This is a genomic window from Ruegeria sp. AG7 (genome assembly GCF_056541545.1).
In genome coordinates this window covers 321,921-334,857 of record NZ_JBQFYP010000002.1, presented here as the reverse complement: position 1 = coordinate 334,857, position 12,937 = coordinate 321,921, and the positions used below count along the sequence as shown (strand labels likewise).

Below are 12,937 nucleotides of genomic sequence, written 5' to 3'. Positions count from 1 at the left end.
CTACTTGGTTAACCCGCGCAATCCGCCCGAGATCAGGATATTGACCTCATACAGAATGCGGGGCGCGGCCAGCCCGCCGGGGCTGGCCAGATAATTCGGGCTCCATTCCGGATCGAACTTCTGCTTGAACGCGCGCAGGCCTTCAAAATGGTAGAATTGCTCGCCATGTTCGTAAACGAACCCACCGATGCGGTTCCAAAGCGAAGCAAGCTGACGGTTTTCGATCCCTGAAAACGGTGCGGCACCCAGTGAAAACCAGTGAAACCCCTGCTGCGCGCCCCAATCCATCATGTCGGCGAAAAGAGCGTCCATAATGAAACTTGGGCTATCGGGTTCATAGCGCATAAGATCCAGCGACAGCTCCGACTTGTTCCCCCCTTGGAACAGATTGGCAAAGGCCATGATCTTGCCGGTGTTGCCATCACGCAGGATAGCATGATCGAAATAGGACAGGTATTCATCATCAAATCCCCCCAGCGCAAAGCCCTTTTCTGCACCGGCCTTTTGCGCAAGCCAGCGGTCTGAAATCCCACGCAAGTCTGACAACAGAGGCGCCAGTTCTTCCTTCGGAACGATCTCGAACACATATCCTTCGCGTTCAGCACGGTTCTTGGCTTGCCGGAACCGCTTGCGCGACTTTCCGTCCAGCGAGAAATCGTGCAAAGAAACCCGCGCAACCTCGCCAATTTTCAGGATCGACAGTCCAAGATCCAGAAAAGTTGGCAGATATTTGGTCGAGACACTGTAGAACGCGCAAAGTTTACCTTCGCGATCCGCCATTTCCCGAAGCTGCCAAATCAGTTGCTGCCCGGCACCCTCGTCACCAACCGGTTCTCCTTTCGAAATCAGCGCATTGCCTGTGTCGGCGTAGGCAATAAACGCGGTCTCATCCGGTGAGATCAGGAATTGCTTGTCACCGGTAAGCGAGATTTGGGATTCCGTATCCTCACTCTCCATCACTAGCCGCTCGACAACCTCTGGGATTTCAACCCGCTGTGGTGTCGGAATCTCACGCCCGAACAGAGAGTTCATGGCAACAATGCCCACGATCACGGCCACGACAAGGCTGGACCGCAGAAAGCGCGAGGCGTCACCGTTCCAAGCAAACTGCCACCACAGGTCATTTTGGTATTCGACATGCGAATATGCAAACAGCCCGATCCAGAAAATCACCGCCAGCAGAACTACGACACTGATCAGCCATGGGATGTTCAACCGAAATATCGACGCGCCACTGACCCGGTAGAACGCACCGCGAAACATGGCCAGCAGACCAATCGTTCCCAGCATCGAAAGCGCTTCGTGGATGTCGAGCCCCTTTGCAAGCGAAGCAAAGAATCCCGCCCCCATCAACACCATCGCAACGACCCATGCCCTGTAGAGCTTGCGGAACAACCCGCGCGAGACCAGCAACAGCAATACGCCTACGACGCTGCCTGCAAGATGCGAAGCCTCGACAAATGACAGGGGCAGCAGATCTTTCAGCGTGCCGAGCTTTTGCGCCCCCGCTGGCAGCGCGCCCGACACCAGCAAGATCACCCCGGCCACTGCGGCAACCCCGGCCGCGACCATCGGAACCATGGGGCGGATCACACGATAGACCCAAACCGCGGCACCGCCGATCATGTGTCTTTGGGTCAAGACCGATGCAACGGCAATGGAAAGGCTGGCGACTGCAAATGGCAAAAAAGTGTAAACCACCCGGTAAAGCAGCAACGCAGCAATCACATCCGAACGACCCGACGCCCCCAGACCGGCAATCAATGTCGCCTCAAACACGCCGATCCCGCCCGGCGCATGGCTCAGGATTCCAACGGCAATGGCAGCGATGTAGATGGTGAAGAAATACGGGTACCCTACCCCCAAATCATCCGGCATCAGTACGTAAAGCGCCATGGATGCGCCAAACAGGTCGCCAATGGCAGCCAACGTTAGCAGGCCCGCCAGTTTGCCTCCGGGCAAATCGAAACCGACACCTGCAACAGCCAACCGTCGGCCACCGCTGGACAGCCAAATGAACATCGCGACAAATGCAACCAGCAAGCACAATCCTATGGTGGTTTCGACCGTTTCGCTGACGGGCATCACCTTGGATATTCCATCCGGGTGCAGGGTCAGCAACAGGCCCAAAATCAGGATCAGACCCATCCAGAACGCCACCCATGAGGTTGCGATTACACCAGCCACCCGGCCAAGATCCAAGCCAAGCGACGCGTATATCCGATACCGGATTGCAGTTCCTGTGATGTAGGAAAATCCAAGGCAGTTCGACACCGCGTATCCACTGGCTCCGGCCATCCCCGCCACAGGTAACGGCACCTTGCCATCCGCCACGCTTTGTACCGCGAACACATCATAGAGCGACAGCGACAAAAAGCTGAACGCTGTCCAGCACATCGCAAAAAACATCAACTTCCATGATGTCGCCGAAATATCTGTCTGGACATCCGACCATTTCACATGGGCCGACAGATCGTGCAAAACCGAAAGGGCAATCCCGGTAATAACGACCGGTATCGCGATGCGCAGCCAGGGTTTCTCCAGTAGACCAGCAAGACGTTCGGCCCACTTTTCGGCCAAAGATTCGTCACCATTATCAGATGTGGTCATGCCGCAAGCCTTCCGGAAATACTGAACCCTCAATCAGCAAGCGGCCTACTTAAGGGTAAGCCGCACCCTGTCTACTCACGAACTCTGGCACAATTCGCATTTATCTCAAAGCACTAGAGCCGCCCCTTGCGCGTTGACAGCAGCAGGTTCGTTTCCGAACGTGTAACGCCGTCGATCCTGCGAATATGAAACAGAACCTCGTCCAGCTCGGCCAGAGTTTCCGTACTGATTTCGGCAATCAAATCCCAACTGCCGTTGGTCGAATGGACCGCCGTGACCTGCCGCATGGCCCCGATCCGGGACATCACGCGCTCGGTACCGCGCCCCTCGATTTCTAGCATCATCAGCCCACGCACAGGGCTTTGTGCCAGATCCCGACGCGTCAACACAGTAAAACCGACGATCTCACCAGATTGCTTGAGCCGTTGCAAACGGCTGCGCACCGTAGTGCGGGTTACGCCCAGCGTTTCCGACAGCTCTGACAGGCTGGCGCGCGCGTCACGCTGCAATGCGCCCAGCAAACGACTATCCAATTCGTCCATATCACTTTCTCATTAAGGAGTTTCCTGAACCATTTTGAGCATTTTGCGCTCTTCACGCAAGACACAGTGACGGCCTAAATGGACCACATGGAACGCAATAACATCATTTTAGTCGGCGCGCCGATGGACGTCGGAAAACGGCGTCAGGGTTGCCGAATGGGTCCTGACGCATATCGCGTGGCCGGGCTGGATCAGGCCTTGACCGATCTTGGTCACTCCGTTTGCGATTGGGGCGACGTGCAACCTGAAGAAACCGGCTTGCCCGAACATCCGCACCTGTTCGCGCTGCCCGAATGCATCGGTTGGACGCAAGCGCTGAGCAAGGTCGCGCTAAAAGCGGCTGATCGGGGCATTCCGATCTTCATGGGCGGCGATCACGCGTTGTCCATGGGAACCGTGACCGGGATGGCCGCTTATGCTGCAAAGATTGACCGCCCGCTGTTCGTTCTGTGGCTGGATGCCCATAGTGACTTTCACACCCCCGACAGCACAGACAGCGGCAACCTGCATGGCACACCCGTCGCCTATTTTACAGGAAGGCCGGGGTTCGAGGCATTTCCTTCCTTACCTGCCATCGTGCCAACGGACCGCGTCGGCATGATCGGCCTACGCTCTGTCGACCCGGCAGAACGTTCGGCGCTGGAACAAAACCGGGCCATGCTGGCCGACATGCGCAGCATTGACGAACATGGGATCAAGGCCCCGTTGCTGGCGTTTCTGGACCGCGTCAAAGTTGAAAACGCCCTTCTCCACGTTTCGTTGGATGTTGATTTCCTGGACCCGGCCATCGCCCCTGCCGTCGGCACCACTGTTCCCGGCGGTGCGACCGAGCGCGAGGCTCATCTGGTCATGGAACTGCTGCATGAAAGCGGACTGGTCAGTTCGCTGGATCTTGTCGAACTGAACCCGTTTCTGGATGAACGTGGCCGCACTGCAAAACTGATGGTCGATCTGGCCGCCTCACTTATGGGCCGTCGCGTCTTTGACCGCCCCACCCGGAGTTTCTGATGCTATCGCTACAAGCACCGTCTGCAGCAGTAATGATCCGGCCACATGCCTTTGCCTCCAACCCGGAAACACGCGATGACAATGCGTTTCAAACGCTGAGTATCACGTCGGCCGCAGCCACGTCGGAAGCTGCGAGAGATGAACATGACCAGGCAGTTCAACGCCTGCGCGACACAGGAATCACTGTTCACGTTTTTGATGATTTTGGCGATCTCGACACACCCGACAGCGTTTTCCCAAACAATTGGTTTTCCACACATCCTGGTGGTCACATAGCAGTTTACCCGATGTTCGTGCCGTCTCGCCGACGCGAGCGGCGAACCGATGTCATCGAACTGCTCAAACATGAGTATCGCGTGCAGGATGTCATAGACTATTCCGGGCTGGAACAAGACAACCTTGCGCTGGAAGGGACAGGTGCGATGGTGTTGGACCACATTGCCCGCATCGCGTATACAGTCACGTCCAATCGCGCCGACCCGGTCTTGCTGGAGCGGTTCTGCACTCATTTCAACTATGAACCAATTGCCTTTCAGGCCCGCGACGCAAAAGGCAGGGACGTTTATCATACCAACGTATTGATGGGGATCGGCACTCATTACGCGTTAATCTGCCTCGACATGATATCGGACCCCGACCGTCGCTTGACCATTCGCAATCGGTTAGAGGAATCCGGTCGAACCGTGATTGATCTGACGCATGACCAAATCGCCGAATTTGCGGGGAATGCAATTGAGTTGAAGGGACGCGATGGATTGGTGCTGGCATTGTCGAGCCGAGCGTTAGGCGCCCTCACCCCTGATCAAATCAAAATAATCCAAGCCAGTGCAACGCCTTTGCCACTGTCCGTCCCAACAATCGAAACCGCTGGTGGGTCAGTACGCTGCATGATTGCAGGCGTCCACCTTGCCCGCCGATAGGAGAGTACGATGCAACCTTCTGACAAGGCACTCGTGCCTTTTGTGTCCGTCGACAACATGATGCGTTTGATCCACCACATTGGCGTCGAACAGATGATCGTTCAGATCGCCGATCAAATCGAATCCGATTTCAAACGGTGGGAAAGCTTTGACAAGACCCCGCGTATCCCGGCGCATTCTCCGCACGGTGTGATTGAACTGATGCCCACCTCGGATGGTGAGGCATATGGGTTCAAATACGTGAACGGTCATCCCAAAAACACCTCCGAGGGTCTGCAAACTGTGACCGCATTCGGATTGCTGGCGGATGTTTACACCGGATATCCCACTCTGCTGACCGAAATGACGATGCTGACGGCGTTGCGCACGGCGGCAACGTCGGCTCTGGTCGGACGCTATCTTGCGCCGAAGAATGCCACAACCATGGCCATGATCGGCAATGGGGCGCAGTCCGAGTTCCAATGCCTCGCTTTCAAGGCAATGTGCGGGATCGACACTGTGCGGCTTTACGATACCGATCCCGGTGCAACAGCGAAATGCGCCGCAAACCTACAAGGCAAGGGCCTGACGGTCGTCCCATGCAAGACGCCGGAAGACGCTATTGAAGGCGCTCAGATCATCACCACCTGCACGGCAGACAAGAGAAACGCCACCATCCTCACCGACAACATGGTCGGTCCCGGCGTCCACATCAACGCCATCGGTGGCGATTGCCCCGGTAAGACAGAATTGCATCGCGACATCTTGCTGCGCTCAGACATTTTCGTCGAATATCCCGAGCAAACCCGGATCGAGGGCGAGATTCAGGCGCTGGATGCTGATCATCCCGTGACCGAGATGTGGCAGGTCATGACCGGTGCTGCCAAAGGGCGCACAGACAACCGCCAAATCACCCTGTTCGACAGCGTTGGCTTCGCGATTGAAGATTTCTCAGCCCTGCGTTATGTCAAGCAGGCGATCAAAGGCACCGCATTCTTTGAACCTCTGGACATGCTGGCAGACCCGGACGATCCGCGCGACCTGTTCGGAATGCTGATGCGGGCCGGTTAGGCGCACCTAAGGGGGCTCTGCCCCCGTCGCCCGTGCCGGGCGCCTCCCCCGGGATATTTATTGGCCAGATGAAGCAGGGGATCCGTTCTTCATCTGGCTTTAAATATCCCGGAGCGCGAGGCAGAGCCTCGCATCCCACCTAACCCGCAAGCGATGGCAGGTAGAGTACAATACCAGGGAACGCCACAAGCATTGCTATGGTCAGGGCGTCGGCCACGAAAAACGGCGTCACACCTCTGAAGACATCCTGAACACTCAAATCCGGACGCACCCCGGCGACGACAAAGCAATTCAATCCAATTGGCGGTGTAATCAGGCAGAATTCGGCCATTTTGACTACCAGAATTCCGAACCAGATCGCGCACATCGGGCCGGACATGCCAAACGCACTGTCTGCGGCACTGACAGATTCACCACCGTTCAGCGCCATAACCGCCGGATAAACAACAGGTAAGGTCAAGAGCAGCATTCCAATCGCATCCATGAACATGCCCAACACGGCGTAGGCAAGAAGAATACAGATCAGGATCAACATGGGCGACATCTCGAGCCCGGTTATCCAGTCAGAAAAGGCGCCGGGAAGGTCTGCAAATCCTAGAAACCGCACATAGATCAGAACGCCCCAGATGATCGAAAAGATCATCGCGGTAAGCTTGGCCGTTTCCAGCAGCGCGGATTTGAATTCACTCCACCGCATCCCGTGGAACAGGGCGAAGCAGAAGACGATAAAGGCGCCGATTGCACCGCCTTCCGTCGGTGTGCCCCACGCTTTTTCACCAAACGGGTTATAGACAAAGCAGATGATGATCAGGATGACGGCGACAATAGGAATGGCTCCGGGAAGGGCCGAAAAGCGCTGTTTCCATGTAAAGCCTGTGACCGGAGGACCGACGGACTTAAAGATCACAGCGATCCCGACAATCAGCACGGCATAGATGATCGCTGAAAAAGCACCCGGAATGAACCCCGCCAGAAGTAGCTTCCCGACATCCTGCTCGACGATGATCGCGTAGATCACCAGTATGGCCGATGGTGGGATCAACGAGGCCAGCGTTCCTCCGGCGGCCACCACACCAGCAGCAAAGCGTTTGTTGTAGCCGACCTTTAGCATTTCCGGGATCGCGATGCGGGCAAAGACGGCAGAGGTGGCGACCGAGGCACCCGAAACCGCGGCGAAACCGGCGGTGGCAAAAACAGTTGAAACCGCCAACCCTCCAGGAACCCAGGCGACCCAGCGTTTGGCAGCTTCAAACAACGCCCGCGTGAGCCCTGCGTAATAGGCCAGATACCCGATCAGGATAAAGGTCGGGATCAGGCTGAGGGTGTGAGAGGCAACTTTGGAATGCGGCACTTGCCCGGCGGTTTTGACCGCAACTGTCAGCGCCTTTCCAAACCGCGCAGGATCATACCCAAACTTGGCCCAAAAAATCCAAACCAGCCCGATAAGCCCGGCCAAGCCCGCAGCGAAGGCCACGCGCATGCCGACCACGACAAAGACCAGAAGCCCGCCCGTAACCCAGAGGCCAATTTCAATCGTGTCCATAAATCAGTCCTGCCCTTCGAACTGTTCGGCCTCAGCCGCTGCTTGTGCTGCCGCGTCCTGTATCAACGGAACGGCCACCGGAGCTTCCAGTCCCAGCCATAATGCGCGGCCATAGCCCCAAGCCTGCAAAGCAAGCCGCAGGCACAGTACGGAAAACGCGATGGGGGCCAGTAGTTTGGCGGGCCACAATGGAATTCCGATATCAATGGAACTGTCGCGGCTCCACAATGGTGCGCCCAAGTCAAAGGAGCGGTCGAAGTGAGACCAACTGCCCCAAACCAGTGCAAGCATCAGAAGCAGGATCAAAACCACCGAGACCAGTTCGAACAGCCACAACCCCCTGCCGTGAAGGCGCGATAGAACGATGTCCATGCGGATGTGGCCGCCATCGCGCTGAACATATGAAATGCCCAGAAATGCGATCAGTGGCATCGCCTGTTCGATCCAGTCAACATATCCTGGCAATGGGGCATTCAGGGCATTGCGCCCACTGACCGAAATAACGGCCAGCACCATCAAGCCAAATACTGCGAAACCGCTGATGAGCGCCAGAAAACGCTCCAGTTTCAATAACTTCTGATCCAGCTGGCTCAGACGGCTTCCGTCCACCAGCACTGTGGCCTGTCCTGCCATTCCGGTGTTCCCCAATATTCGTGTACCGGGTGCCCGTTGGGCACCCGGGTTTAGGATCAGTTGCCGCCGCGCTGTTGGGTCAGCGTCGCCTGAACGAGATCATAAAGATCCTGCGCTGGCAGTCCCTGTTCCGTCATTTCCGCGATCCACTTTTCACGGATCGGGTCGGCTGCCTTGGTGCGGAATTCTGCGATCACCGCATCATCGATCATGACTTTCTGGACACCCTTTTCTTGCAGAACACTGTCCCATTGCTCGAGCAATCCGTCGTAATTTGTCAGGTAATGGTCAATCGCCTCATCAATCGAGCTGTCCAGCGCCTCGCGATGCGCGGCTGGCAGGGCCTCATAGGCGTCAATGTTGACCACGACTGGGCAGTTTACCGTTCCTGGGTTCAGGTTTGCCGTCCACCAGTCGGCTTCGTTGATCGTCCCGAAAGACAGATGTGCGTGCTGGGCAAAGGCCACGGTGTCGACGACACCTGATTCCATGGCATTGAACGCTTCGGTTGCAGGGACCGATGTCGGAACACCTCCGACCGCCTCAAAGGCTTGCCCCAAACCGCCAGTTGCACGGACCCGCATTCCGTCAAAATCGGCCAGTTCATCGCGTGGCTCGCCGGTACCGACCAAGTTATACTGCGGCATCGGCGAGGTCATGATGATGCGGGCGTTCCATTGGGCCATCTCATCTTTGACTGCGGGATGGTCATATACCGCATGGCTTATCGCCACCTCCTCCTGCAGGTTGTTCACGCCAAGGAAGGGCAGCTCCAGAACAGTAATCGCGCGGTTTTTGTCGCGGTGGTAGCCTGCGCAGAACTGAGCCATCTCGAAGGCGCCGATTTCAATACCGTCCAAGTTCTCGCGCGGCTTGGATAGTCCGCCATAGCTGACATTGATGGTGAATTCACCGCCGGTTTTTTCGCTGACAAGCTCGGCCAGTTTTTCAACATGCTCGGTGAAGGCACGACGTTTGCCCCAGACTGATGCGTTCCATTCAGTTGCAAAGGCTTCACCGACAAAAGCAAAGCTCAGGGCGGCGACGGCCGCGCCGCTCAACATCTTTTTCATCATTTGATCTCCCATTGCTGCGCCTCCTCCCGAGGCGCTTGAGGATCAAGCTAGCGCCAACATTCTACTGTGCCAACCCTGCCTTGGCTTTCCGCTGGTATCAGAAGAAGTTCCCGCTTGGATTGCGCATGCAGGAAAACCAGGTGTTCGTGGACTGACCCCCGCTTGTGTCAAGCAATGCAAGCAGGACATGTGTTACACCTATCCATTTACTTTAAAAAGATTTTCGCAAAATTTACGCATTTTCTTTACTAGATGTGGCCGTGGTTAGAAATTTCTTTACAAATAAATTCAGGGATTCCGGCAATTTATTTATTTATTTTCAGAACTCGGTAATATTCGACCTTGGGGAGGAACGGGATCGACATTGCCGGACCAAGTGGCAAAAAATGTCCCAACGTAATCCAGTCCAGAGGGAGGAGCCTCAAAAATGACCACCGCTGCCCAGGCAGATGCCAAGACCTATCCGCCATCCGCAGAAACCGTCGCCCGTGCGCATGTTGATGCCGAAAAATATGCCGGCATGTACGCCGCTTCGATCAGTGACCCCGACGCATTCTGGGGCGAGCAAGGCAAGCGCGTCGACTGGATCAAACCCTTCACCCAGGTCAAAGACGTTAACTACGATTTCGGTTCGGTTAAAATAAACTGGTATGCCGATGGCACCTTGAATGTCTCGGCCAACTGTTTGGATCGCCACCTGAAAACCCGCGGTGATCAAACGGCAATCATCTGGGAACCGGACGATCCAAATGATCCGGCTCAGCATATCTCTTACGCAGAACTGCACCGCCGCACCTGCCGCATGGCCAACATCCTTGAATCTATGGGTGTGCGCAAAGGCGACCGCGTCGTCATTTATCTGCCTATGATCCCCGAGGCCGCTTATGCCATGCTGGCCTGCGCGCGGATCGGCGCAATCCACTCTATTGTTTTTGCAGGCTTCTCGCCGGACGCTCTGGCAGCCCGGATCAACGGCTGTGACGCCAAGGTTGTCATCACCGCGGACGAGGCTCCGCGCGGTGGTCGTAAGACGCCGCTGAAATCCAATGCTGACGCGGCACTGCTACACTGCAAGGATACGGTCAAGTGCCTTGTCGTCAAACGCACCGGTGGCCAGACCACCTGGATTGACGGTCGTGACTTTGACTACAACGAAATGGCCCTTGAGGCGGACGACTACTGCGCACCAGCCGAAATGAGCGCCGAAGATCCGCTGTTCATCCTCTACACCTCCGGCTCGACAGGTCAGCCAAAAGGCGTTGTTCACACAACCGGCGGCTATCTTGTTTACGCCGCAATGACGCATGAGATCACCTTCGATTACCACGAAGGCGACGTGTACTGGTGTACGGCGGATGTGGGCTGGGTGACCGGCCACAGCTATATTGTCTATGGCCCGCTGGCCAATGGTGCGACAACGCTGATGTTCGAAGGCGTTCCAACCTTCCCCGACGCGTCGCGTTTCTGGCAGGTCTGCGAAAAACACAAGGTGAACCAGTTTTACACCGCGCCCACAGCGATCCGCGCCCTGATGGGTCAGGGCAAAGAGTTTGTCGAGAAATGCGACCTCAGCGATCTGCGCACTCTGGGAACCGTGGGTGAACCGATCAACCCCGAAGCCTGGAATTGGTACAACGAAGTCGTCGGCAAGGGCAAATGTCCCATCGTGGATACATGGTGGCAAACTGAAACCGGCGGTCACCTGATGACCCCCCTGCCAGGCGCCCATGCAATGAAGCCCGGATCGGCAATGAAACCGTTCTTTGGCATCGAACCGGTGGTGTTGGACCCTCAGTCTGGCGTTGAGATCGAAGGTAATGGTGTCGAGGGTGTGCTCTGCATCAAAGACAGCTGGCCCGGCCAGATGCGCACTGTCTGGGGCGATCATGAGCGGTTCGAAAAGACCTATTTTTCGGATTACAAAGGCTACTACTTCACTGGTGATGGCTGTCGTCGCGATGAAGATGGCGACTACTGGATCACCGGCCGCGTGGACGATGTGATCAACGTGTCTGGCCACCGCATGGGAACGGCCGAGGTGGAAAGCGCTCTGGTTGCACACGCCGCCGTAGCAGAAGCTGCGGTTGTTGGGTATCCCCATGAAATCAAGGGGCAAGGCATCTATTGCTATGTCACTTTGATGAATGACCGTGAACCAAGCGAAGAGCTCCGTAAGGAGTTGCGCACCTGGGTCCGGACCGAAATCGGACCGATTGCCAGCCCCGATGTGATCCAATGGGCCCCGGGCCTGCCCAAAACACGTTCCGGTAAGATCATGCGCCGCATCCTGCGCAAGATCGCCGAAAATGATTTTGGTTCGCTGGGTGACACCTCGACACTGGCCGATCCGTCGGTGGTCGAAGACCTGATCGAAAACCGCGCAAGCAAGTGAGGATGTGATGGACGCCGCCACGATCACCACTCCCGCTGTACTCATCCTTCTCGGCCCTCCGGGCGCCGGGAAGGGCACGCAGGCCCGGATGCTGGAAGAGAAATTCGGGCTTGTTCAACTCAGCACGGGTGACCTGCTGCGCGAAGCCGTTGCAGCAGGCACGGACGCAGGCAAAGCCGCCAAAGCCGTGATGGAAGCCGGTGATCTGGTCAGTGACGAGATCGTCATTGCGATCCTGCGCGACCGTATGGCGCAATCAGATTGCGCCAAGGGCGTCATTCTGGATGGGTTCCCCCGCACAACGGTTCAGGCAGAGGCGCTGGATGGTCTGCTGGCGTCCAATGACCAGAAGATCAACGCAGCAATCAGCCTGGAAGTGGAAGATGCCGAAATGGTGATCCGCATTTCGGGCCGCTACACCTGCGCGGGCTGCGGCGAAGGGTACCACGACCAGTTCAAGAAGCCAGCCGAAGACGGAAAGTGCGACAAGTGCGGCAGCACCGAATTCAAGCGCCGCGCGGATGACAACGCTGAAACCGTGGCTTCGCGCCTAGCGGCTTATCATGCACAGACCGCGCCGCTGATCACCTATTACGACGGTCACGGTGTTCTGAAACGCATCAATGCCATGGGCAGGATCGAAGATATCGCTGGCGATCTCGAAGGGATCGTGAGCGACACCATGAGTTAAGGGGAGGGGATAAGCCACAAGGCTTTGATCCTAAAAAGAATACTTCAAAAGACCGCTTTGGCGGACTGGTGAAGTTTTACCTGGCACCATACGGTGTTGGGCATTGTCGAGAAGCGGACCGACGCACTGGAGGAGTTGAGCACCGGGCCGCCAAACGAGGAAGCGAAGGAGGAACCCGCAATGGCGGATCAATCTACAAACTCCGCGCAGGCAGCCGAAGCCGACAAGGGCTATTGGCAGGCCAACCTGCGCCTCATCTACATCAGCCTCGTGATCTGGGCGCTGGTGTCATTTGGATTCGGCATCCTGCTGCGTCCGCTGCTGTCGGGCATCGCCGTCGGTGGTACTGATCTGGGCTTTTGGTTCGCTCAGCAAGGATCGATCCTGGTCTTTCTGGTGCTGATCTTCAACTACGCCTGGCGCATGAACAAGCTAGACGCCGAACACGGCGTGGATGAAGAGTAAGGGAGAG

Annotated in this window: 11 protein-coding genes; 6 read left to right on the top strand and 5 right to left on the bottom strand. The window is 56.6% G+C overall.

Features of this window, described 5'->3' with window-relative positions:
- A complete protein-coding gene (mprF, locus tag ACR0BF_RS04640) occupies window positions 1-2,610 on the bottom strand; it encodes a bifunctional lysylphosphatidylglycerol flippase/synthetase MprF (RefSeq protein WP_480624371.1) in 2,610 nt (869 codons plus the stop codon).
- Window positions 2,611-2,723: 113 nt separating this feature from the next.
- On the bottom strand, window positions 2,724-3,152 hold the full coding sequence (locus ACR0BF_RS04635; RefSeq protein ID WP_480472343.1) for an Lrp/AsnC family transcriptional regulator: 429 nt from the start codon (window positions 3,150-3,152) through the stop codon (window positions 2,724-2,726).
- 87 nt (window positions 3,153-3,239) lie between these two features.
- Between ACR0BF_RS04635 and rocF the strand changes: the two genes are divergently transcribed.
- Genes rocF through ACR0BF_RS04620 form a run of 3 tightly spaced genes read left to right on the top strand, consistent with a single transcriptional unit; the run spans window position 3,240 to window position 6,130 of the window.
- Window positions 3,240-4,160 carry an arginase gene (gene rocF / locus ACR0BF_RS04630; protein WP_480624370.1) on the top strand — a complete coding sequence of 307 codons (921 nt, stop codon included), beginning with the start codon at window positions 3,240-3,242 and terminating at the stop codon, window positions 4,158-4,160.
- Window positions 4,160-5,080, top strand: a complete 921-nt coding sequence (ctlX, locus tag ACR0BF_RS04625; protein ID WP_480472341.1) for a citrulline utilization hydrolase CtlX — start codon at window positions 4,160-4,162, stop codon at window positions 5,078-5,080. Before rocF ends, ctlX begins: the two co-directional genes overlap by 1 nt.
- A gap of 9 nt (window positions 5,081-5,089) precedes the next feature.
- Window positions 5,090-6,130: an ornithine cyclodeaminase gene (locus ACR0BF_RS04620; protein WP_480624369.1), complete on the top strand. Its 1,041-nt coding sequence runs from the start codon at window positions 5,090-5,092 to the stop codon at window positions 6,128-6,130.
- Between the two features lie 139 nt (window positions 6,131-6,269).
- On the opposite strand, the gene ACR0BF_RS04615 is transcribed toward ACR0BF_RS04620, so the two are convergent.
- Genes ACR0BF_RS04615 through ACR0BF_RS04605 form a run of 3 tightly spaced genes read right to left on the bottom strand, consistent with a single transcriptional unit; the run spans window position 6,270 to window position 9,379 of the window.
- Window positions 6,270-7,673, bottom strand: a complete 1,404-nt coding sequence (locus ACR0BF_RS04615) for a TRAP transporter large permease (protein ID WP_480553294.1) — start codon at window positions 7,671-7,673, stop codon at window positions 6,270-6,272.
- Window positions 7,674-7,676: 3 nt separating this feature from the next.
- Window positions 7,677-8,306, bottom strand: a complete 630-nt coding sequence (locus ACR0BF_RS04610; RefSeq protein ID WP_480472339.1) for a TRAP transporter small permease subunit — start codon at window positions 8,304-8,306, stop codon at window positions 7,677-7,679.
- Window positions 8,307-8,362: 56 nt separating this feature from the next.
- Window positions 8,363-9,379, bottom strand: coding sequence for a C4-dicarboxylate TRAP transporter substrate-binding protein (locus ACR0BF_RS04605; protein ID WP_480517730.1), 1,017 nt, complete (start codon window positions 9,377-9,379; stop codon window positions 8,363-8,365).
- Between the two features lie 430 nt (window positions 9,380-9,809).
- Here ACR0BF_RS04605 and acs point away from each other — a divergent pair, with 430 nt between their 5' ends.
- The 3 genes from acs to ACR0BF_RS04590 all read left to right on the top strand — a co-directional run bounded on the left by acs (window position 9,810) and on the right by ACR0BF_RS04590 (window position 12,930).
- Window positions 9,810-11,774, top strand: coding sequence for an acetate--CoA ligase (gene acs / locus ACR0BF_RS04600; RefSeq protein WP_480493360.1), 1,965 nt, complete (start codon window positions 9,810-9,812; stop codon window positions 11,772-11,774).
- Between the two features lie 7 nt (window positions 11,775-11,781).
- Window positions 11,782-12,465, top strand: a complete 684-nt coding sequence (locus tag ACR0BF_RS04595) for an adenylate kinase (RefSeq protein ID WP_480493362.1) — start codon at window positions 11,782-11,784, stop codon at window positions 12,463-12,465.
- A 180-nt stretch (window positions 12,466-12,645) separates the two neighbouring features.
- Window positions 12,646-12,930: a DUF4212 domain-containing protein gene (locus tag ACR0BF_RS04590; protein ID WP_209504901.1), complete on the top strand. Its 285-nt coding sequence runs from the start codon at window positions 12,646-12,648 to the stop codon at window positions 12,928-12,930.
- Window positions 12,931-12,937 lie beyond the last annotated feature (7 nt).

Coding starts and splice junctions, on each gene's coding strand:
- rocF (WP_480624370.1), top strand. CDS start 3,240: ATGGAACGCAATAACATCATTTTAGTCGGCGCGCCGATGGACGTCGGA.
- acs (WP_480493360.1), top strand. CDS start 9,810: ATGACCACCGCTGCCCAGGCAGATGCCAAGACCTATCCGCCATCCGCA.
- ACR0BF_RS04590 (WP_209504901.1), top strand. CDS start 12,646: ATGGCGGATCAATCTACAAACTCCGCGCAGGCAGCCGAAGCCGACAAG.
- ctlX (WP_480472341.1), top strand. CDS start 4,160: ATGCTATCGCTACAAGCACCGTCTGCAGCAGTAATGATCCGGCCACAT.
- mprF (WP_480624371.1), bottom strand. CDS start 2,610: ATGACCACATCTGATAATGGTGACGAATCTTTGGCCGAAAAGTGGGCC.
- ACR0BF_RS04595 (WP_480493362.1), top strand. CDS start 11,782: ATGGACGCCGCCACGATCACCACTCCCGCTGTACTCATCCTTCTCGGC.
- ACR0BF_RS04610 (WP_480472339.1), bottom strand. CDS start 8,306: ATGGCAGGACAGGCCACAGTGCTGGTGGACGGAAGCCGTCTGAGCCAG.
- ACR0BF_RS04615 (WP_480553294.1), bottom strand. CDS start 7,673: ATGGACACGATTGAAATTGGCCTCTGGGTTACGGGCGGGCTTCTGGTC.
- ACR0BF_RS04605 (WP_480517730.1), bottom strand. CDS start 9,379: ATGAAAAAGATGTTGAGCGGCGCGGCCGTCGCCGCCCTGAGCTTTGCT.
- ACR0BF_RS04635 (WP_480472343.1), bottom strand. CDS start 3,152: ATGGACGAATTGGATAGTCGTTTGCTGGGCGCATTGCAGCGTGACGCG.
- ACR0BF_RS04620 (WP_480624369.1), top strand. CDS start 5,090: ATGCAACCTTCTGACAAGGCACTCGTGCCTTTTGTGTCCGTCGACAAC.